This is a genomic window from Microbacterium sp. B19(2022), assembly GCF_012030385.1.
Taxonomy (GTDB): Bacteria; Actinomycetota; Actinomycetes; order Actinomycetales; family Microbacteriaceae; genus Microbacterium; species Microbacterium oxydans_B.
Map to the genome: position 1 here is coordinate 50,103 of NZ_JAAUVO010000007.1, position 20,893 is coordinate 70,995.

Consider the following 20,893-nt stretch of genomic DNA (forward strand, 5'->3'; position numbering starts at 1 on the left):
CGGGGCATGCTCAGTCTACCGGCGCGGGTGAGGCGCCTCTCCCGCGGGTGCGGGAGGTCAGATGCGGTCGGCGCGGATGGCGTCGAGGATCTGTGCGGATGTCTCGTCCTGTTGCTGCGGTGGGTGCGACAGGGCGCCCTTCTTCGTGGGGAGGGTGACCCTTCCGGTGCGCACGAGTCGCGACCACGCGGTGCCACGATCGCTCTCGGTGAGGGCGGCAGCGATGTCTCTCCTCGTGTGAAGCACGCGATGGACTCGCACGGCGTCCGGATCATCGGTGTAGATGACGAGGTACGGATGGTTTCGAAGAGGGAAGGCGCGGATGTCGGGAATCTCGGTCACCAGCTCGAAGCGCACCGATCCCAGCGAGGGAAACGCAGCGAGCCGGCTCATCGCATGCTGGAGGTCGTCGATGAACGCGATCGCGACCGGCGGCCCTGCTTCGCCGAGGTAGCGCGTGACCGCGCCGTCGATGTCCTCATCCGCCCGCCTGGTGGTGACGACTCGCCCCGCAGTCACGCGTCGGCGGCGTCTGCGTGGACGCGGTCTCGGAGGCGATCGAAGTACGCCTGGTCCACTTCGGAACCCGGCCCCGACGTCATCCCGTCGACAACCAGGGATCGCAGCTGCTCGCGGGCCTGCTCATGGCGGATCAATTCACGCATGAACTCGCTGCTGTTGCTGTAGCCGCGCTCGGCCACCTGCGTTTCGACGAAGTCCTTCAGCGCGTCCGGAAGAGAGATGTTCATCGTGGCCATACCTCCACGCTAATACCGATGGCAAAGTTTGTCATAGCACTAGTGAACGTCATCGCCTGCAGTGATTCCGTCCCGTGGCGGCGCAGCTGCAGAGAATGGGAGAAGCTCGTAAGAACTCCTGGATCAGGAGGAAGAGTCCCCCGCCGCAAACCGCGCCGCGAGAACCCCCGCGGCCTCTCGCAGCGGCGCCGGACCCACCACCGTGAAGGGCGCATCGAACCGGGCGACCGCGGCGAGCACCCCGACCCACGACCAGGAGCCGACCGTGATGCGGCATGTGCCGTCGCCGAGGTCTTCCAGCTCGCCCTCGCCTAGCCAGGGTGCGACCTCGCGGGCAGGGAGCTCGATCACGACCTCGCCGACGCAGGGCCACCGATCCTCGGTCGCCGACCCCTTCGCCCGAGCCGCGAGATACGTCGCAGCATCCGCCGCCGGCAGCGGACGCGGGCTGAACGTGGGTCCGGTAGGGGTGCGCGGCTGCATCCGGTCCAGCCGGAAGGTACGCCAATCCGCAACCTCCAGATCCCATGCGAGCAGATACCAGCGGCCCTCACGGGCGACCACCGCGTGCGGCTCGGTGCGACGGGCAGGTCGGTCGCGGTCGGAGCCGTAGTCGAAGCGCAGCACCTGGCGGTCGCGCACGGCCGCGCTCGCCGCTTCGAGCACCGCCGGATCGACGCGCACATCGGCAGTGGCACCCGTGAAGCGGATGCCGTCGACACGGTGCCGCAGTCGTGAGGGCATCACCTGCCGCACGGTCGCGAGCGCCCGCGCCGCGCCCTCCTCGATGTCGATGCCGCTGGAGGGGACGGCCTGCAGCGCCACCGCGATAGCGACGGCCTGGTCATCGTCGAACAGCAGCGGCGGCAGCTCGGATCCGGCTTCGAGGCGGTAGCCGCCGTACGGACCCTTGACCGCAGCGATCCGGTAGCCGAGCTCTCGCAGGCGATCGACATCGCGACGCACCGTGCGCGGGCTGACCTCCAGTCGCTCGGCGAGCACGTGGCCGGGCCAGTCGCGCGGTGTCTGCAGCAGCGACAGCAGCGCGAGCATTCGTGACGAGCTTGAGGCCATGCGATTCAGTCTGCCCGCAGTAGAGGACAGAAACCGACCGCTACCCCTGTGATCGTTCTCTCAGGCGGTTCCGAACGGCGGGCCGCACAAGAAGGAGAGACCGATGACCATCAACACCACGACCCACCTGAACTTCCGCGGCACGGCTCGACAGGCGCTCGATTTCTACCGGTCCGTGTTCGGCGGCGAGGTCACCGCCGCGACATACGGCCAGTTCGGCATGCCGGAGGGAGTGCCCGGGTTCGACAAGATCGTGTTCGGACAGCTCGAAGCCGCGACGGGGATCCGGCTGATGGCGTACGACATCCCGGGGCAAGACGACCCGGACCCGACGGCGACCGCCGGCACCACGCACCGGGAGAACGGCGCGACCATCACCGACCGCACGTTCTTCCAGTCGCTGCGGGCGGAATCGCTCGACGAGCTGCGGGGGTACTGGGACGGTCTGGCCGAGGGCGCGACGGTTGTCGAGCCGCTGGCAGCCTCGGCCTGGTCGGCCGGCTTCGGCATGCTCACCGACCGTTTCGGCGTGACCTGGGTGCTCGACGTGCAGGCCGGCTGACCCGCGACGTACCCTTTCCCGGGACGGATGCAGGGAGTTCGGACGGATGCAGGAGGGTTCGCGGCGTTTCGCTCCTGCATCCGTCCGAACTCCCGACAGGTGTACCGCCCCACCCGGCACGCCGCCCCGCGCGAACCCGGCACGCCGCGCGTCACGCGGGTGGCCACTGCGGATGCCGCGCCAGCGCCACCCGCGCCGCGAGATCCGCGAGCACGGGCGAGCCGGCACCGCCGATCTCGACCACCTCGGCCCACCCGAGTGCGAGCAGGGCATGCCCCGCGGCGCTCGGGTGGAACGCGTCGTCGAGCAGCCCCCACGGCATGCCCTCGTTGCCCGGACCGGTTCCCGCCGAGAACTCCGCGAACGCGGCGTACTGATCCACCAGAACCACACCGTCCCGCGCGGCCACATCGCGGATCGCCTGCGCGAACTCGCCGATGCGTGCGCGGTCGGGCGCATGCAGCAGATCGACGGTCGGCGGTGTCTGCAGCACCGGCACCGCACCGAGCGCTCGCACCCGCCGCACGAACTCCGCGATCGACTCCGCGAACGCCGACACCTCGATCACGGGGTCGAGCCACTCGGTGGTGCAGTCGTTCGTGCCGATCATGAGCGTCGCCACGTCGGGCCGCCAGTGCGCCACGCGACGGTCGAAGTCGCCCAGGATCAGATCGGCCCGCCACCCCGTGATCGCCGTGTTGATCACGGCATCCTGCACCCGCCCGGCATCGCCGCGGATCAGCTCGTGCAGGTGGTCGACGTAGTTGCGAGTCCCTCGGGTGTGGATCAGGCCGTGCGTGATCGAGTCGCCCGTGAACACCCAGGTGACCGGCGCTCCGGAGGCGAGGAGCCCCCGGAGCGCCGCGCGGTCATCCGTCAACGGCTCACCTGAAGCTGCACGTCGATGAACCGCGGACGGTAGATCGAGGCGTCGTCGTACACGTCACCCACGTTGTCGAAGGTGTTCACGTTGTAGGAGACGAGGATGCGGTTGCCCTGACGCAGATTCGGATGCTCGTGCGCGTTGTAGGTGAACACGTCGGGGTCTCCGTAGCTGCCGAGCGCCCCGGTCTCGGGCGTGCGGTACAGCTCGACCGGGTCGGTGAACGGACCGGTCGGCGAGCACGAGGTGCGCGCGACGATGCGGGTGCTGAACAGCTCCGAGGTGTCCTGCGTCACGAGCAGGTAGCCGTCGCGGAAGGGGGCGACGCTGAACTCGTTGGCCACGTAGGGCACCACGGGCACGGCATCCGCCTCGTTCGCCACCCAGCTCGTGCCGTTCCAGTACGTCCACGTGCCCTTCAGGCCGTCCTTGCCCTGCACCTTGGCGACGTAGGCCGAGCGCACTCCGCCGGGGTCGGCGATGCCGTAGATGTAGGTCGTGCCGCGTTCTTCGAGGGTCCACGAGCCCCAGTTGATGCCGGTCGCCGAGGGGAGATCCACGATGCCCTCGAGCTGCAGCGTCTGACCGTCGAGCGTGGCGAGCCGGTTCGCGGTCCACGCGAAGTCCCACTGCCCCGTGCCGGTTCGGGCGAACTGCAGCAGCGGCACCTGCACCGTGCCGTGACGGCCGGGCGTCGGGTCGCCGATCCAGTACCACTTGCCGTCGGGCTCGGGCGGGATGATGCCGGCCGGGTCGTCGGGGGTGCCGCCGGTGATGGTCGTGAGGTCGCCGCGGCGGTCCTGCACCACGACGGAGTTGTTCACGAACGGAGAGTCGGTCGGCCGCGAGCCGTCGGGGTTCACGGTGCCGAGGAAAGTGTCCGAGAAGAACCAGCCGGTCTTCCCCTTGCCGAGCGGCATCGAGTAGGTGCTGTCGCCCCCGGTCCATTCGCCGCCGGTGTTCCCGTAGGTCGTGAACGTCTCGGTCAGGTTCTGGTTCACGCTCGATGTGGCCGTGAGCGTCTTGTCGACCAGCGAGCACTGGCCGTGTCCGTGCCCGTTGCCGTGCCCGCCGCCGGCCGGAACCGCCGCGCTCGCCGGGGCCGCGAACAGCGCGCCCGCGCACAGGGATGCGGCGGCGAGACCCGCCGCGATCATGCGTCTTCTCATCTCGATCACTCCTTCGTGTTCGTGTGGGTACAGCTGGTCGTGCTCAGCGCCCGGGGGTTTCGGTGATCCCTCCCGAGGCGTCGATGTCGTAGGTCTTCTCGCCCACGCGCAACCCGAGCAGCACCGCGTGCGGGTCGAGTGCGGCGACGCAGCCGGACGCGCGCACCGTGCCGTCGGCCGCGACCGAGACGCCGAACAGGGCCTCGATCACGAGCTCGACCCAGGCGCCCGACGACGAGCACGACCAGTCGATGATGTACGGCAGCTGCGGCGGAGCCTTGCGGGCGCCGCCGTTGATCCCGGGCAGCGCCTCCTCCACGAAGTGCGCCTGCCCCATCGGTCCCTGGTTCGCCGTGCGCGACAGCCCCTCGACCCACGACGTGAGCACCTCGGGAGCGCCTAGGGCGGCCAGGGCGCGTCCGGCATCCGCGGGCCAGGCGGGGTAGGCACCGTTCCACTGATGGTCGGGTCGGGGGCTGTAGCTGGCGTCGGGGTCCCACGGCGAGAGCGCGCGCATCCAGTTGTCGGTCTGCAGTTCGCGCTGGAAGAACGAGACCATCTCGTCGCGGATGCCGGGGGCGAGGTCGTCGGCGATCGTGGTGCCCACCACGCTGAAGTCGTAGCAGTGCCGCACCGGCAGCTGCGTGCCGTCCGGCTGTCCCGCGGCGAAGATACCCTCGCCGGGAAGGTAGCGCTCGATCACGGCGGGAAGCAGGGCGTCGGCCTCCGCGCGCAGCTCGCCGCCGCCGGCGGAGTCACCCCGCAGCTCGGCGAGCGCGGCGGCCGTCCGCATGCTCCAGACGTTCGCGGCGTTGAGGCTCGCGACCTCGTGCGTGTACGAGCTGACGCACTCCAGCAGGTTGTCGATCTCGCCGTAATCGGCGAGGGCCGTGCCTGCGCGTAACTTCTTCCACGCCATTGCCCACTGCCGTACCGACTCGGCGACCGTCTGATCGCCGACGATCTCGTCGAGGAACGCGGTGTCGCCGGTGAAGCGCACGTAGTCGTGCACGAGCCGGGTCATGGCGTAGTCGTTCACGGAGTACCAGCGGCCGACCGGTCCGCCGGTGAGCGACGAGGTGCCGAAGTGCGAGTGGATGTCGAGCGAGATCCAGTGCCGCACCTGGTTGCGCATCTCGGCGGGGTCGAGCAGCGCGTGGCTGACCGAGCTCAGACTGTAGTCCCAGATGAACGTGGTGGTGCCCCAGTAGTTGGGCATGAGGGTGTCGTACGAGCGGCCGAGCACGTTGCCCGCGAAGTCGCGGCGGAACCAGATCACTCCGAGCACCGCCCACCAGTACAGGCGACGGAGCGGCGCGGATGCCGTCTCGAGCACGGGCAGCGCCCCGGAGAACTCCCCGTCGTCGGGGTCGAAGGCGGCGTGCAGCTGTCGGTTCCAGAACTCCTCGGCCGCGGCGACGGCACCGGGCACGTCGGCCATCACGGCGTCGTACGTCCGCGCCGCATCCGCCGCCGAGATCCCGACCGCCTGCACATACGCGGTGCGCGCGGTGCCCCCGGCCGGCACGTCGAGCGCCACCGACAGCTCGCCGCCACGACCGTTCCCGCCGATGCCGGTGTCGAACGCCTCGGGGAGCGAGGCCACTCCGCTCAGCGCCGCCGATCCGCCCGCCAGTCCCTGCGCGCTCCAGGCCGCGGCATCCGCCGACGAGAACAGCAGGCGCTCGCCGTCGACGGTCGCGGTGTCGCGCTCCGAGGGCGACTCGGCGTCGAGCCACGCCTCCTGCGATTGGGTGACCCGGGCAGCTGCCGAGAGCCCGATCCGCACCTCCCGATCCTGCGATCCGGTGTTGCGCACCGCGATGTCGATCGCCACCGCCGTCTTCCCCGGCACGCACACCGTGGTCGTCTCGATCTCGAGTTCACCGACTGTCGCCCGCCGCACCACCCGGTCCGCCCGCCACTCGTGCGTGACGGGCACGCCGTACGAGGCGAACAGCCGGCCGTCGACGAACAGCACCGCGGTCTGGGTGAGCCCCTGCGACACGGGCGGGAACTGCACGGCGCTGATCGCGGTCAGGTCGTGGTCGACGCGCACGGTGCCGAACATGTTCGTGAGGCCGGTCGGCGCGATCATGTCGTCGTAGTGGTGGGTGACCGCATCGGCGGCGAGGTCCTCGACGGTGGGGATGAGCGGATGCATGATGCCTTTCGAGGGGCGGGGCGAGGGGCGGGAGAGGGGTCAGTACTGGCCGAGCGCGAGGCCCTTGGCGAAGAACCGCTGCGTGCAGAGGAACAGGATCACGGTGGGGAGCGAGACGAGCACGGCCGCGGCGAGCACGACCGACATCTGCGCGCCGCCATAGGTGCTCTGCATGCCGGACAGGGTCGTGATGATGGGGCGGATGTCGTCGGACTGGCTGAGCGTGAGGCCGAGCAGCAGGTCGTTCCACACGAAGGTCGCCTGCAGGATGAAGATCGCGACCAGCGCGCTCGACGCCATCGGCAGGTACAGCCGCACGAAGATGCGCCAGGTGGTGGCGCCGTCGAGCACCGCGGCTTCGAACACGTTGTGCGCGACGCCGGTGAAGAAGTTGCGCATCACGAAGGCCGAGAACGGGATCGAGATCACCGTGTAGATGATCACCATGCCCACGCGGGTGTCGAAGAGTCCGATGCGCGAGTAGGCGTCGAAAAGCGGCAGCAGCACCATCTGCAGCGGGAACACCGTGCCGCCGAAGATCACGACGAACCACAGGAAGCCGCGCTTGAGCCGCAGTGCCACGATCGCGTACCCGGCCGCGGCGCCCACGAGCACGGCGATGGTCGGCGAGACGATCGAGTAGATGAGGGTGCTGAGGATGCTGTCGCCGAGGCCCGAGAGCTCGAACGCGTCGGCGAAGTTCTCGAACAGGTGGAACTCGGTGGGGATCCACGACTCCTTCGAGGTGAAGGTCATCGGGTCCTTCATCGCGTTCACGACGAGGAGGTACGCGGGCAGCAGCCACACGATTCCGAGGATGACGAGGACGGCGGTGCGGATGATCTTCGACATCACATCTCCTTCTTCGGGGAGAGCTGCTGACGCAGGTACAGCACCGACGCGACCAGGGTGATGACGGTGAGGAACACCGCGATCGCCGAGCCGAGTCCGTAGTCGCTGTTCACGAACGTCTCCTTGTACATCGTCAGCGCGAGGGTCTCCGAGACGGTGCCCGGTCCGCCCTTGGTCATGCCCCAGACGATGTCGAAGGTCTTGAGGCTCGCGACGATCGAGAGCCCGACGACCACCGCCGTGAGCGGGCGGAGCATCGGCCAGAGGATGCTGGTGAACAGACGCACGCCGCCGGCACCGTCGATGCGGGCGGCCTCGAGCGGCTCCTTCGGGATGGCCTGCAGGCCGATCGTGAACAGCAGCGCGTTCACGCCGACGCCCTGCCACGACGAGGCGATGATCATGACGATCGTGTTGAGCGGAGCATCCAGCAGCCACCGCGGCGGGTCGGTCACGCCGAACGCGGCCAGGGCCTGGTCGAGCGCTCCGCCCGAGGAGAGGATGAACGACCACACCACGCCGACGCCGATGCCGGAGAGGGCGTAGGGGATGAGGAAGGGGAGGCGCAGCCAGATGCCGCCGCCGAGGTTCCAGGTGAGCAGGGCGATCGCCAGGCCGATGCCGACCGGGATGATCAGGGTGCCGATCACCCAGAGCACGGTGTTCATCGCCGAGCCCACGAAGTCGCCGTCGGTGAACATCTCGACGTAGTTGTCGAGCCCGATCCAGTCGGGGCTGCCGAGACCGTTGTACTTCGTGAAGCTGAGGAACACCGTCCACAGCAGGGGGAGGTAGAGCAGGATCGCGACCAGGATCACGCCCGGGGCGATGAAGCCCCGGGCGGACCACTGGTACGGCGACTTCTGATGCGCCATCCGACGCTTACTCCTGCTCTGCCCAGTACTTGTCAGCCGTGGCCTGGATCTTCTCCAGGAACGGCATCGGGTCGCCGGGGTTGGCGTTGAAGGCGCCGAACTGCTCGATCGCGGTGGTCACGATCTCGGTCGGCATGGCCTCGAAGAACCGGTCGTACAGCATGTAGTCGTCACCGGCGATGGTGGTGCCGAGTTCGGCGAGAGCGGGGTCTGCGACCTTCGCCTTCGGGTTGAACGCCACGTCTCCGTGAGCGTCGTTCCAGGCAGTCTGCGCGTCGGGCGACATCCACCACTCGGCGTAGGCGAGACCGAGGTCGCGCTGCTTGGAGTTCTCGGCCGTGCAGATCGGGCCCGATTCGACGGCCACCGGGGTGGCGTCGAGGTCATCGTTGACGGCCGGGATCGCGAACATCCCGTAGTCGTCGGTAGTCATGCCCGCGCCCTCGAGGTTGCCCGCGAAGAACGTGCCGAAGTTGATCATGGCGTAGTCGCCCTGCTTGAGGCCGACCGCGGGATCGGTGGTGCTGCCCGCGTCACTGAACCAGCCGGCCTCCTGCTCTTCGAGCCACACGTTCATGACGTCGACGATCTCGGGGTCGGTGTACTTCACGTCGCCCGTGGTGAGCCCGGCGTACAGGTCGGGGTCGGTCGAGGCGACCAGGTGCTGGAACCACTGGAAGGTGAAGAGCACGCTGGTCTGGTAGTACGGGGTGACCCCGGCATCCTTCAGCGTCTCGGCGGCGTCGTTCAGCTCGTCCCAGCTGGTGGGAACCTCGATGCCGTTGTCGGCGAAGGCGGCCTTGTTGTAGAACATGATCCAGTAGGCGATGTTCATCGGCACGCAGTACTGCTTGTCGTCGTAGGTGTAGCTGTCGCGCAGGTCTTCGCTCACCCAGCCCTCGTCGACGGCCTTGGTCCAGATGTCGGTGGTCTCGGCGACCAGACCCTCGTCGACCAGCTGCTTGAGCGAGTCGCCGGTGTGCCAGGTGAACAGGCCGGGCGACTTGTCGGTGCGGAACGACTGCTTGATGAAGGCGTCGTACTGGTTCGCGTCCGAGTAGCCGGTGGTCTTGAGGGTGATGTCGACGGCCTCGCCGCTGACCTCGTTGAGCGACTCGAAGTCGGGCTTCCACGCCGCCTTGTCGGTGTAGAAGTTGAGCGTGCCGGTCACCTCTCCGGCGTCTCCGGATCCGGAGTCGCCGGAGCACCCGGCGAGGGCCAGGGTGCCGAGGAGGAGACCGGCCGCGGCAGCGGCGATCGTGCGTCGCGAAATCATTCAGAACTCCCTTGTTCGTTTGGTATCGTTACCAGAAATCTGGTTTCACGGTACCAAGGTGATGAGTGCGGTGCAAGGGATTCCCGCGGGAATCCGTCGCGATGGGTGCTGCATTCGGGTTGCTGTGTGCGGTTTCCGTGTTCAGTTGTCGCTCGTGCGCGAGCCGCGCACGTACGCCTTGACGGTCGCGAAGCGGGCGCTGCGCGAGTTCTCCGTGCGCTCGATCCGGTACGCCCCCACCGCGGCCGGCACGATGAACGTCTCGGCGTAGTGGATGACGAAGGGCTCGAAGGCACCTGTCGGGCTGACGACCCGCACCTCATCCCCCTCGACGAGGTTGAGCACGTTGACCGTGCCCTCGGTGTCGTGGTCGGCGCCGCCGGTGAACCAGTGCCGGCGCACCTCGATGAACTCGAGCTCGTGCAGGCCCGTGCTCTCCTCGGTCACGTCGCCCTCGGTGCGGATGGTCTTCACCTGGCCGAGGAGGTTGTCGCCGACCCACGTGGTGTCGCGGTCCCACTGGATGTTGCGGGCGCCGTGGTCGAGGTGCACGGGGCGGGGGATGCCGTCGAGGCCGACGCGGCCCCAGTCCCAGAGCTTGAAGGTGAAGATGAACGGCGTCGCCGAGATCTCCAGCACCATCGAGTTCGCGCCCGAGCAGTGCACGGTGCCGGCCGGGATCGCGAAGTGGTCGTGCTTGCGGGCCGGGAACGAGTTGACGTACTTGTCGGCGGGGAACGGATGCTCGCCGTCCTGCGCCGTCGCCAGATCCTGCAGCATCTCGGTGCGGTCGATGCCCTCCTTGGTGCCCAGGTACACCACCGCGTCGTCGCCGACGTCGAGCATGTAGTAGCTCTCGTCCTGCGTGTAGTGCATGCCGAAGGTGTTCTGGATGTAGTCGGTCAGCGGGTGCACCTGCAGGCTGAGGTTGCCGCCGTCCATCGTGTCGAGGAAGTCGAAGCGGATCGGGAACTCGGCGCCGAAGCGCGAGAACGTCTTCGCGCCGAGCAGGTCGACCGGGCGGCGGAAGACCAGGTCGAGGGCGGGGATCTCGATCACGCCGCCCTCTCCCTCCAACAGCAGCGAGTTCTCCTCGGGCACGCAGTCGAAGCACCACGCGTAGTTGTCCTTCGAGGGGTCGAGGCCGATGAGGTTCTTCATCCACTGGCCGCCCCAGACTCCGGGGTCGAAGAACGGCACGACGCGGAACGGCCGATGCGCGGCATCCTTCAGTGCCTGGCGGAATGCGGTGCCGGTGATCATGCCGGCTTCGGGGGAGTCCGGATGCTGTTCGGCCGGCGCGATCGCGTTGCCGTCGAGCACGAAGTCGACCGTGTCGAACAGGCTGCGCTTGTGCCGGTCGGCGACGCGCCACTCGACGAAGAAGCCGCGCTTGTACTTGCGCAGGTTGTCTTCCGAGGCGTTGTCGGCGCGCCAGTTCGTGGCGCCCTTGCGCTGGCGCAGCTGGATCTCCCAGCGGGCCATGTCGACGAGCACGGTCGCGGAGGCGCCGTCGAGGCGCGGGGCGAGGAGCGCGGCACCCCAGCCGATCACGACGGTGGGGCTTTGGGTGATGCCGCCGGCGAGGGCGTCGAGCTTCGCGGCGTCGTAGAAGTCGGTCAGGGTGAAGTGGCTCATCACGCCGAAGACGCGGTCGTCGGTGAGGTTCGGGGCGATCAGCTGCTCGACCTCGGCGACCGGGCGGGCGGCGGTCTCGACGTCGACGACGGTCCACTCCGGCAGGGCGTCGCGCACCGCGGTCGTGAGGGCGGGGATGTCGACTCCCGGGTAGGCATCCACCAGCAGCACGGGGGCGGTACCGGTCACGCGGGCGCAGGCCTCGGCGAGCTCGGCGGCGTCGGTCCAGCCCTCGGTGCCGCGGAGAATGCGCTCGCCCGGGGGGAGCGCCACGGTGGGCTGGGTGTCGTAGCGACCTCGGGTCGTGTGCCCTTCGTGCATGTCGCTGATCGGGGTGGTCACTGTTCCTCCTGCGGTGTGGCGGTGTGAATGGTCGTGGCGCGGGCGAGGACGCTGAGTCCGCGGGCGACGGAGAGTTCGGGCTCGGGCGGGACGACGAAGTGCGGCGGCGTCATCGAGGGCCAGAGGTGTGCGCGCACGTGGGCCTCGATCGGGGCGCGGACCGCGTCGCCCGCGCGCAGGATCCCGCCGGACAGGATCACCACCGCCGGGTCGTACGAGTGCACGAGCGAGGTGACGACCGCGCCCCACACGTGCAGGAAGCGGCCGCGGATCTCGGGGTGAGCGTCGGTCGTGAAGACCTCGGTCATGGTGGTGCCGGAGGGGAGCGCCCAGGTGCTCGCCAGCGCCTCGCCGCATCCGATGTTCCCGCACGGGCATATCGGTCCGTCGAGGTCGACCGTGAGGTGTCCGCCGAGGATGCCGGCGTGCCCGGTGCGTCCGCGCAGGGGCATGCCGTCGATCATGGCCGCGGTGCCGATGCCGGTGCCGAGGGTCACGAGCACGGCGTCGCGCTCGCCGGCTGCGCTGCCCGTCGAGGTCTCGCCGATCAGGGCCGCCCTGGCGTCGTTCTCGACCACCGCGGAGAGGCCGAACTCGGTGAGCGCCCAGACGTTCAGGTCGAGCCCCTCGAGGAAGTCGTACTTGGCGTTGGCGTGCAGCATCCGTCCGCTGGTCGGGTCGACGACCCCCGGGACGGCGATGCCCACGGCATCCGCGGGGCTGGTGGTCTCGGTCAGGAGCCGGCGGGCTTCGGTGGCGGCGGCGGCCAGGTCGGCCGGGCTGCCGAGCACGGGGATGCTGCCCGAGGCGACGACACGGGTGCCGTCGATCACGGCGAGCTTGATCTCGGTGCCCCCGAAATCGATGCACAGCTCCATCCGGCCTCCTCGTCGCCTCGTCCGACCGCCTCGTCGATGATTGGTAACGTTATCAATGAGGTGTGGGGGTGTCAACACCCGGCCAGATATGGGGAGTTCCGGACTCAGCGCACGGAGCGGAGCGACACCGGGAGTTCGACCTCGCGCGGCGCCGCATCCCGGTCCCCGCCGTCGAGGCGGTCGAGCAGCAGGCGGGTGACCGTGCGGCCCAGTTCGCGGGGGTCGTGGTCGATCACGCTGATCGGCACGGGCGACAGCTCGGCGAGCTCGAAGTCGTCGAAGCTCATGATCTCGGGGAAGTCGGCCGCGGCGCGGGATCCGGCATTGAGCTGGGCGCTGATCTCCTTGAGCGCACCGATGGCGTTGCGGTTGTTGGCGCAGAAGATCGCGGTGGGCGGATGCTCGGCGCCGAGCAGTGCCCGCGTGGCTTCGCGGGCCTGGTCGACGGTCTGCTGGTTGGCGGCGACGATGCTCGGGTCGACGGCGAGCCCGCGCTCTTCGAGTGCACGCACGAACCCGGCGTACCGACGCTCGCCGGTGAAGATCGACAGCGCGTTGCCGAGGTAGCCGATGCGGGTGTGGCCGTGGTCGATGAGTGCGATCGTTCCGCGGTAGGCCCCGTCGTCGTCGGCGAGCACGACGCTGTCGACCGCGAGTCCGTCGATGCGACGGGAGGCGAGGACGACGGGCACGCCCTGGCTCTGCGAGTGCGCGAGGTGGGCCGAAGTGGGGCCGGCGGGCACGACGATGAGTCCGTCGACGCGGCGGCCGAGGAAGTCGCCGACGAGGTCGGCTTCGCGCGCGGCATCCTCCGACGTGTTGCCGAGCAGAATGCGGCGGCCGGTGAGTGCGGCCTCCTCTTCGACGCCGAGCGCGAAGGTGCTGTAGTACGGGTTGGCGATGTTCGTGATCGCGACGCCGATGAGTCCGCTGCTGTGGCCGGGGCGGATGCTGCGCGCGTTCTCGTTGCGGTGGTAGCCGAGTTCGGCGACGGCTTCCATGACGCGCTGCTGCACGTCGGGCTTGACGTTGAGTCCGCCCGAGAGCGTGCGCGAGACGGTCATGGGGCTGACGCCCGCTCGGGTCGCGACCTCTTTCACGGTCGGGCGGCGCGCTCGTTCGCTCATCACTGCCCTCCGGATGTCGTGCGTGCGATCTAGGGAACGTTACCAGCGGGCTCCGGGATCCGCGGGGCCGTCGCGGGATGCCGCGCCCGTCGTCACGGATGGAAACGCGAAGTGCGACCGGGGCGGGGCGTCCGTAGATTGGTCGGACCCCGCTGTGAATGGAGTTTCCCGTGCCCGAGATCTGTGCCCCGCACCTGTCCTGTACGGACGCTGTCGGCTGAGCCGGCGCGAACCCACGACCATGACCGCACACGCCTCCCCGCATCCGTTCGACGAACGCACCCGCCTGTTCCTCGACAGGCCGCAAAGCCGCAAGTGGAGTCTGCACCCCGGTCGTATCGGGGCATGGGTGGCGGAGATGGACTTCGGGATCGCGCCCGAGATCGCGGCGGCGCTGCACCGGGCGGTCGACGACGAGAACCTCGGGTACCTCTCACCGCCGCAGGCCGCGGAGCTGGGGGAGGCAACTGCGGGATGGATGCGGAGCGAGTACGACTGGGCTGTCGACCCGGAGCGCGTGCATCCGGTCTCGGATGTGATGGCCGCGCTCGGGGTCGCGGTGCAGGAGTATGCACCCGCTGGCTCGCCGGTGATCGTGCCGACTCCGGCATATATGCCGTTCCTGACATATCTGCCGGCGATCGGGCATCCGGTGATCGAGGTCCCCGGAGTCGAGGTCGACGGACGCTGGCAGCACGACCTGCAGCGTATCGACGAGGCGTTCGCCGCGGGGGCGCGGACGCTCGTGCTCTGCAACCCGCACAACCCGACCGGCACCATCGTCGGGCGCGATGAGCTCGAGGCCATCGCCGCGATCGTCGAGCGGCATGGCGGCCGGGTGTTCGCGGACGAGATCCACGCGCCGCTGCGCTACGACGGGGCGCCGTTCGTGCCGTACGCGTCGGTGTCGGAGGCGACGGCCGCGCACACGGTCACCGGCACGAGCGCGTCGAAGGCGTGGAACATCCCGGGGCTGAAGACCGCGCAGCTGATCACCTCGAACGAGGCGGATCAGCAGCTGTACAAGCGGTTCGGGTTCGCGGTGCAGCACGGGGCGTCGACCCTTGGCGTCGTGGCCTCGACGGCCGCGTATCGCGAGGGCAAACCCTGGCTGTCGGACGTGCTCGAGTACCTCGACGGGTCGCGGCGGAAGCTCACCTCACTCGTGGCGGAGCATCTGCCCGGAGCCGTGTACCGGGTGCCCGATGCCACCTACATCGGCTGGATCGACACCCGCGCGCTCGGCATCCCCGGTCCGCCGGCGGAGTTCTTCCGCGAGCAGGCTGGGGTCGTGCTCACCGAGGGACGGCTGCTCGGACGTGGTGCGGAGGGCTTCGTCCGGGTCGTGTTCGCAACCCCGCGCCCGATCCTCGAAGAGGCGTTCGCGGCGATGGGCGATGCGGTGCGGCGGGCCGGCGTCGGCGGCTGAGGCGACCGGGTCGGACACCTCTGCGGAGGGTGTCAAGGGGCTCTGCCGTTGTCGGCCGTGTGCCGTAGAAAGGGAGTCGAGAGAAGGGATCCCGCATGGCCGCAGGTGATATCGAGACGTTCCATCGCAATGGCATCTGGTTCAACCGCATCGAGGGCGAATCGCAGACGTTGGGCGCGAGCTTCGAGACCGAGGCCGAGGCGGTGAAGGCCGGTCGCGGCGCGGCGATGGCGCGCCAGGTCGCGCACACGGTGCGCACCGAGGAGGGCCCCTCGAAGGATGAGAGCGCGTACGAGCGTCACCCGCGCGACCTGATCGGATGAGCGTGCCGTCCGAGGGTGCGCGCGCGGCCGGTTCCGAGCGACGGATGCTGTTGCAGGCATGCGTCAACGGTGCCAGGGATCCGGCGGAGCATCCGTGGTTGAGTCTCGACCCGGCCGTGGTCGCCGACGATGCCGCACGGGCGGTGGCCGCTGGCGCCCGCGAGGTGCATGTGCACCCGAAGGATGCGGCCGGACGCGACAGCCTGGCCGCCGATGATGTGGCGCGGTGGGTGTGGGCTGTCCGTCAAGCTGCGCCTGGCGTGCCGGTCGGAGTGACGACCGGGGAGTGGGCCGAGCCCGATGTCGAGCGTCGTCTCGCGGCGATCGAGGCGTGGACGGAGCTGCCCGACCACGCATCCGTCAACTGGCATGAATCCGGTGCCGACGAGGTGGCGGCCCTGTTGCTGCGGCGCGGGGTGGCGGTCGAGGCGGGGTTGTGGGATGCGGCGGGCTTCGAGGTGTGGAAGCGTTCGCCCGTGCGCGACCGGAGCCTGCGGGTGCTGATCGAGTTGCCGGATGAGCCGGCCGAGACCGTGCGCGAGCACGCCGAGGGGATGATCGCGCACGTGTCGCTCGAGGAGCCCGACCTGCCCGTCCTGCTGCACGGTGAGGAGGGTTCGACGTGGCCGGTGTTCGACCTCGCGGTCGAGCTCGGCCTGGATTCGCGGATCGGCTTGGAAGACACTCTGCTGCTCCCTGACGGCAGCAGTGCGCCGGGGAATGCGGCGCTGGTGCGGGCGGCTGTGCAGCGGATGCGGGGAGTCTGACGCCCGGGGCGGCGTGACTGCGGCATCCTGAGGCCATGTTCGGCGACTCGCTCCTCCCCTTCCTCCTCATGAACCTCGCGTTCATCCTCATCGGCATCCTCGTCACGTGGCTGGTGATCTACTCGGCCGTGCGTGCCGCGCTCACCTCGCATCGACAGGCGATGGCGCGAGACGGACGACCCGGCCAGGTCTGACCGTCGGCCGAATCGACGGGCGACGGGCGTCGTCGTCTGCTCGCGGATTTCGTCGCGCCTTCCACGGCCGTCGGCATCCGTATGCCAACGTCTCCCCATGACCGAAATATCGCCACCCGTCGATGCGCGCGCTCGCGCCCTGCCTTTCGCGATCGGCGTCGGCGGGGGTGTGCTGGGGATTCTGCCCTGGCTGATCGGCGGCGGCATCCTTCCGCTGCAGAACCTGTGGGCGTCGGCGACGATGCCGGAGGACATGCCGATCGTGTTGCTGCCGCTGAGTCAGTACTTCGCGACGCTGCTCTTCTCGGTGCTGCTGCTCGGCGGGGTCTTCGCCGGGTTTGCGGTGCATTTCGTGGCGCGCCGTCGCGCGGTCGCCGTGTGGCCGGCGGCGCTCGGGGTGCTGCTCGTGCACGTGATCGCGGTGGTGCAGAGTTTCGCTGTGCTGGCAGGAGGGCTCGGGCTCGGTCGCGGGGGTGACAGTCGAGTGACGCTCTACTTCGCCGGGCTCCTCGGCGGTGTCATCGCGGCGGTGCTCCTGGCGCAGCTCGGCTTCTGGATGACGTCGAGGCGCTCGGTCGGAGTGGTCGCTCTCGGTGTCGTGCTCGCGGCGGTGCCGTTCGCCAACTGGGTGGGCCGCTGTTTCCTGGCCGTCACGGGCGACGCGTTCCCGCCGGTGTTCCTGCCCTATCTGTCGCCCTGGCTGCCGGCGATCGTCGTCGGTGCGGCGCTGGTGTGGTGCGGGGTGCGGCCGGCGTGGCGGATCGTGGTCTGGGTCGCAGGTCTCCTTGCGGTGTGGGTCGTACCGGCGCTGTTTACGGCGATCCAGTACGGACTCGGCATGCGGGTGCTCGACGGCGACGTTCCCGAGATGATGAGGGCGTCGGTGGGGGTGTTCCCGATGGTGCTCGCCGAGGTGTGGCAGCCGGTGATCGTGGCGCTCGTGATCGGCGTGGTCGGCACGGTGGTGCGGATGGTCGTGGAACGGGATCGGACGCCGGCACAGTCAGCGCGCATCCAGTGACTGCCAGAACTCCACGATGCCTGCCGCGAGCTCCGCGGGCTGCTCGACCGGCACGAGGGTGCGCGCGCTTTCGATGACGAGGGTCCTGGCGTCGGGGATCCGGCTGGCTGCGGCATCCATCACCTCGGGCGTCCATTCGCCGCGGTCGTCGCCGGTGATGAGCAGTGTGGGCGCGGTGATCCGCGGCAGGCGGTGCGAGGCGTCGCCGCGGTTGATGATGAACGAGGTGACGGTGGCGGCGATGCTGCGCCGCGGTGCGCGCCTCAAGGCGCGGTCGATCACGTCGGTCATCGACCGGTCCTTCGCGTGCGGCGGGATCAGCTGGGCATCGTGGATCACGTGCCGGAGGTGGGCGATGGGTCCGAAGTGGGCCAGGATCTGGTTGGCGATGATGAGCTTGATCCGGAACACCGGGTCGATCGGCTCCACCGGCGAGCTCACCGCGACCAGTGAGCGGACGGTGTCCGGGAAGAGCGCGGCCATGGTCATCCCCACGTGACCACCCCAGGCCGCACCCACCCAGTCGACGCGTCCGTCTCCCCCGAGCTGCTCGATGATCTGCGCGCCGGCTTCCGCGCACTCCTCGATCGAACTCACCCGTGACAACGGGGTGCTCGCGCCGTAACCGGGGCCGTCGAGCACGACGAGCGTCCGGTGCGGAGCGAGTGCCTCGACGACCGAACCCCAGGAGTCGCCGTCGACGAACATGCCGTGCCAGAGAACCGCATAGGGGCCACTGCCCATGACGGTCGCTGCGATGTCGCCGAGCGAGGTGCGGAACCGGGTCTGAACAGGGGCATCTGTGTGATTCATGTCTCCAGCCTGGGGGTCGCACCCGTCCGCGATCCGGGGTCTCGACCGATTGCAACGTTCGTGCAATGATCGGCTGTGGCCACCGCGCGCGTGCAGCTTCTCGACCGGATCGACGTATCCGTCGACGGCACCCGAATCGAGATTGGCGGGCCGCTTCCTCGCGGCCTGATCGCTCGGCTCGCTCTCGAGCGCGGCGCGCCGGTCGCTCTGGACGACCTGATCGATGACCTGTGGGCCGAGCCGCCCGCGCAGGCGCGGATGACCGCGAGGGCGTACATGTCGCGCCTGCGTTCGACGCCTCTCGGCCTGTGGCTCGAGGGCGGGCGGGGCGGCTATCGTCTCGTCGACGATCTTGGGATGGATGTCGACCTCTGGGCGTTGGGGAATGTCCTGGCCGGGGCCTCCCCGCCCGACTCCGAAGAGGTGCGATCGCTGCTGCTGCGGTGGCGGGACGCGCCGCTGCAGGGGATCGGCGATCCGCCCTTCGCCGCTCTCGCTCGCGCGCGGGTGCGGAGTGTCGTCGACAGGGTTCGGCTGCTCGGTGTTCGTGCCGACCTGGCTGCCGGCGACAACGCGCGTGCGCTGGTGACGCTGCAGGGTCTGCGCGCGGCGCATCCCGATGACGACGACGTTCTGGCGTTGCTGCACACGGCGCGGGCGCGGGCCGACGCGGGGGATCGAGCGCTGGCGCGCCTGGGCGGAGGTGCCGTGTCGGAGCGTGATCGCAGCCGTGGAGCTCACCCGGTGTCGAATGCCGCGGTGCCCGCAGGCCGTATGTTCGGTGTGCCGGCGCCGATCGCGCCGATGGTGGGGCGTCGGGAGGAGCGTGCGGCGCTGACGGCCGCGCTCGATGTCGCGCGCCTCGTCACGCTGACGGGCGCAGCGGGCGTGGGCAAGACGAGGCTCGCGGTCGACTGGCTGGGCAGTGATGCGGTCGCCGGCGAGGACCACATCTGGTTCGTGAACGTCGGCGTTGGTGTCGATGTCGGAGGCGAACCGGATGCGACCGTCGCCGAGGTGATCGCGTCTGCCGTCGGTGCCCCGGATGCGGCGCCGGAGGCGATCGCTGAGCATCTGGCCGACCGGCGCGGCATCCTCGTGATCGACGGGGCGGAGGGGGCAAGCGCCGAGGTGGCAGCCGTCGCTGTGGCCGTACTCGCGCGGGCGCGCGGACTCGCCGTGCTGTCGACGTCGCGGCGGACACTCGGCGTTCCCGGCGAGAGTGTGTTGCGGGTCGATCCTCTGCCCGCGGCGGACGCGCACGAGCTGTTCGAGACGAGGCTCCCTCCGGCGGCGCGCGCGGCGGATGCCGTCACGATCGTCCGGCTCGTCGACATGCTGGGCCGGCTGCCGCTGGCGATCGAGCTGGCGGCCGCGCGGACCGCCGTGATGCCGCTCGCCGAGGTCGGCGATTCGATGCTGCGCGAGATCGACCGGTCGGAGGAGGCCGGCGAACCGCGGTTGGCCGCGGCCCTGCGGTCGTCACTGGCGCTCCTGACGAGCGAGCAGCACGACACTCTGCGCTGCCTCGCCGGGTTCGCGGCGCCGTTCACCCGCGGTGCCGCCGCGGCCGTGTGCGGGGAGAGGCCGCGTGATCGCGACCTCGATCAGCTCGTGGCCTTCTCGCTCGTCTCGGCGGAGGAGGGAGAGGCGGAGCCGGTCTTCCGCGTGTCTCCGCTCATCCGGCGGGCCGCCGTGGGCGGGGAGCCTCTGGACGAGGAGTGGCATCGGCGGCATCGCGCATGGTTCGCGTCGCAGGCTGCGGAGGCATCCGTCGCTCTGACGGCCGAGGGATCCGGGGCGGTGATCTCTCGGCTGCGGATCGAGTGGCCGGATGTCGTGGCCGCGTTCGACTCCGCGGTGCTCGCCGACGACGGGGAGACCGCGGCGACCATTGCCGGGGGTCTGCTCTGGTTCGGCGTGCGGGCGGGGAGGCAGCAGGAGCTGCTCGAGATGGTGCGCCGGGCGTCGGCGCTGTCAGCCGCTCCTTCCCTCGAGGCGGCGCTGAGTCTCACGAGGGGGTTCCTCGCGTATCAACTGGGTCAGATGTCCGAGGCGGCGACGTGGATCTCGGCTGCGCGGATCCCGGCGGAAGCTTCCGGAGATCGTGCGCTGCGGGGACTCGCCGCGGCGTTCTCCGCCTACCTCTTCACGCTCAGTCCGGAGCCAGCGGGTGACCCGGTGGCCCAGGTGGCGGTCGCGCTCGCCGACGTCGATGAGATGCCGGATGCGGCGGCGGCGATGATCCTGCTCATCACCGGTCAAGTGCAGCGGGCGTCGGGGCGATCGCGGGAGGCGATCGAGTTGCTGGGTCGTGCCGGGGCGCTCGCGTCGCGATGCGGTCACGAGTGGGTCATGCTCATGGCTCCGGTGGTGGCCGCGAAGGTTCAGCTCGACCTGCGTCAGGGGGCGGCGGCGATGGCCACGCTATTGCCCGCGGTGCGGCGGAGCGCGACCGGTGGTGATCCGGTGTCGCTCCTGATCGCCGTGTCGGTTGCTGCGGGGGCGGCGGCCGCGCTCGGTGCAGATGCGACGGGAGCCCGCATCATCGGAGCGGTCGATGCCATCGGCAGGCGTTATGGCTTCGACCCGCGGGCGAACGAGCCTGCCGACTTCGAGCTGTATCGCCGCCGGGTGCGCGAGGGACTCACGGCGGAGGAGTGGCGGCGGGCGTATGCCTCGGGGCTGCTCTGCGAGATGGACGAGTTGGTCGAGATGGCGGAGACGCTCGTCCGGGTGTGAGGCAGT

20 protein-coding genes are annotated in these 20,893 nt (G+C 69.6%); 7 read left to right on the top strand and 13 right to left on the bottom strand.

Translation table 11 applies throughout. From position 1 onward, the window contains the following. Window positions 1-57: 57 nt before the first annotated feature. The 3 genes from HCX50_RS07945 to HCX50_RS07955 all read right to left on the bottom strand — a co-directional run bounded on the left by HCX50_RS07945 (window position 58) and on the right by HCX50_RS07955 (window position 1,832). Complete coding sequence (locus HCX50_RS07945; RefSeq protein WP_167633648.1) at window positions 58-519, bottom strand: type II toxin-antitoxin system RelE/ParE family toxin; 462 nt, start codon at window positions 517-519, stop codon at window positions 58-60. Next, window positions 516-758 carry a ribbon-helix-helix domain-containing protein gene (locus HCX50_RS07950; RefSeq protein ID WP_029263097.1) on the bottom strand — a complete coding sequence of 81 codons (243 nt, stop codon included), beginning with the start codon at window positions 756-758 and terminating at the stop codon, window positions 516-518. Before HCX50_RS07950 ends, HCX50_RS07945 begins: the two co-directional genes overlap by 4 nt. Before the next feature lie 123 nt (window positions 759-881). Continuing rightward, on the bottom strand, window positions 882-1,832 hold the full coding sequence (locus HCX50_RS07955; RefSeq protein WP_167633650.1) for a helix-turn-helix transcriptional regulator: 951 nt from the start codon (window positions 1,830-1,832) through the stop codon (window positions 882-884). Window positions 1,833-1,935: 103 nt separating this feature from the next. On the opposite strand from HCX50_RS07955, the gene HCX50_RS07960 reads away from it, so the two are divergent. Beyond that, the gene (locus HCX50_RS07960; protein ID WP_091033166.1) at window positions 1,936-2,394 is read left to right on the top strand and encodes a VOC family protein; all 459 of its coding nucleotides are present in this window, start codon (window positions 1,936-1,938) and stop codon (window positions 2,392-2,394) included. 151 nt (window positions 2,395-2,545) lie between these two features. Here the strand turns inward: HCX50_RS07960 and HCX50_RS07965 are convergent, their stop codons facing one another. The 9 genes from HCX50_RS07965 to HCX50_RS08005 form a co-directional block, all read right to left on the bottom strand. Further along, window positions 2,546-3,274, bottom strand: coding sequence for an SGNH/GDSL hydrolase family protein (locus HCX50_RS07965; protein WP_167633652.1), 729 nt, complete (start codon window positions 3,272-3,274; stop codon window positions 2,546-2,548). Next, entirely contained in the window at window positions 3,271-4,446 is a 1,176-nt protein-coding gene (locus HCX50_RS07970) for a DUF4185 domain-containing protein (protein WP_167633654.1), read from the bottom strand. Before HCX50_RS07970 ends, HCX50_RS07965 begins: the two co-directional genes overlap by 4 nt. A 43-nt stretch (window positions 4,447-4,489) precedes the next feature. Continuing rightward, window positions 4,490-6,610, bottom strand: a complete 2,121-nt coding sequence (locus HCX50_RS07975; RefSeq protein WP_205828933.1) for a hypothetical protein — start codon at window positions 6,608-6,610, stop codon at window positions 4,490-4,492. Window positions 6,611-6,649: 39 nt separating this feature from the next. Next, a complete protein-coding gene (locus tag HCX50_RS07980) occupies window positions 6,650-7,462 on the bottom strand; it encodes a carbohydrate ABC transporter permease (RefSeq protein ID WP_167633656.1) in 813 nt (270 codons plus the stop codon). Continuing rightward, complete coding sequence (locus HCX50_RS07985) at window positions 7,462-8,337, bottom strand: carbohydrate ABC transporter permease (protein ID WP_029263960.1); 876 nt, start codon at window positions 8,335-8,337, stop codon at window positions 7,462-7,464. The genes HCX50_RS07980 and HCX50_RS07985 overlap by 1 nt, the downstream gene beginning before the upstream one ends. Before the next feature lie 7 nt (window positions 8,338-8,344). Beyond that, entirely contained in the window at window positions 8,345-9,613 is a 1,269-nt protein-coding gene (locus HCX50_RS07990; RefSeq protein ID WP_167633658.1) for an ABC transporter substrate-binding protein, read from the bottom strand. Window positions 9,614-9,754: 141 nt separating this feature from the next. Continuing rightward, window positions 9,755-11,593, bottom strand: a complete 1,839-nt coding sequence (locus tag HCX50_RS07995; RefSeq protein ID WP_167633660.1) for a class I mannose-6-phosphate isomerase — start codon at window positions 11,591-11,593, stop codon at window positions 9,755-9,757. Beyond that, entirely contained in the window at window positions 11,590-12,471 is an 882-nt protein-coding gene (locus HCX50_RS08000) for an ROK family protein (RefSeq protein ID WP_167633662.1), read from the bottom strand. Before HCX50_RS08000 ends, HCX50_RS07995 begins: the two co-directional genes overlap by 4 nt. Before the next feature lie 104 nt (window positions 12,472-12,575). Further along, window positions 12,576-13,598 (bottom strand): LacI family DNA-binding transcriptional regulator, encoded by a 1,023-nt coding sequence (locus HCX50_RS08005; RefSeq protein ID WP_167633664.1) that lies wholly within the window; start codon window positions 13,596-13,598, stop codon window positions 12,576-12,578. Window positions 13,599-13,839: 241 nt separating this feature from the next. Here HCX50_RS08005 and HCX50_RS08010 point away from each other — a divergent pair, with 241 nt between their 5' ends. The 5 genes from HCX50_RS08010 to HCX50_RS08030 all read left to right on the top strand — a co-directional run bounded on the left by HCX50_RS08010 (window position 13,840) and on the right by HCX50_RS08030 (window position 17,332). Continuing rightward, window positions 13,840-15,027 carry a MalY/PatB family protein gene (locus HCX50_RS08010; protein ID WP_205828934.1) on the top strand — a complete coding sequence of 396 codons (1,188 nt, stop codon included), beginning with the start codon at window positions 13,840-13,842 and terminating at the stop codon, window positions 15,025-15,027. A 95-nt stretch (window positions 15,028-15,122) separates the two neighbouring features. Further along, window positions 15,123-15,350 (top strand): DUF2188 domain-containing protein, encoded by a 228-nt coding sequence (locus tag HCX50_RS08015; RefSeq protein WP_167633666.1) that lies wholly within the window; start codon window positions 15,123-15,125, stop codon window positions 15,348-15,350. Next, entirely contained in the window at window positions 15,347-16,117 is a 771-nt protein-coding gene (locus HCX50_RS08020) for a 3-keto-5-aminohexanoate cleavage protein (protein ID WP_237682405.1), read from the top strand. The genes HCX50_RS08015 and HCX50_RS08020 overlap by 4 nt, the downstream gene beginning before the upstream one ends. Before the next feature lie 35 nt (window positions 16,118-16,152). After that, a complete protein-coding gene (locus HCX50_RS08025) occupies window positions 16,153-16,311 on the top strand; it encodes a hypothetical protein (protein ID WP_167381594.1) in 159 nt (52 codons plus the stop codon). Window positions 16,312-16,408: 97 nt separating this feature from the next. Beyond that, the gene (locus HCX50_RS08030) at window positions 16,409-17,332 is read left to right on the top strand and encodes a hypothetical protein (RefSeq protein WP_167633668.1); all 924 of its coding nucleotides are present in this window, start codon (window positions 16,409-16,411) and stop codon (window positions 17,330-17,332) included. On the opposite strand, the gene HCX50_RS08035 is transcribed toward HCX50_RS08030, so the two are convergent. Beyond that, entirely contained in the window at window positions 17,315-18,145 is an 831-nt protein-coding gene (locus tag HCX50_RS08035; protein ID WP_167633670.1) for an alpha/beta fold hydrolase, read from the bottom strand. The two genes, HCX50_RS08030 and HCX50_RS08035, sit on opposite strands and share 18 nt — an antisense overlap. Window positions 18,146-18,220: 75 nt before the next feature. Here HCX50_RS08035 and HCX50_RS08040 point away from each other — a divergent pair, with 75 nt between their 5' ends. Next, on the top strand, window positions 18,221-20,887 hold the full coding sequence (locus tag HCX50_RS08040) for an ATP-binding protein (RefSeq protein WP_167633672.1): 2,667 nt from the start codon (window positions 18,221-18,223) through the stop codon (window positions 20,885-20,887). The last annotated feature ends 6 nt before the right edge of the window (window positions 20,888-20,893 follow it).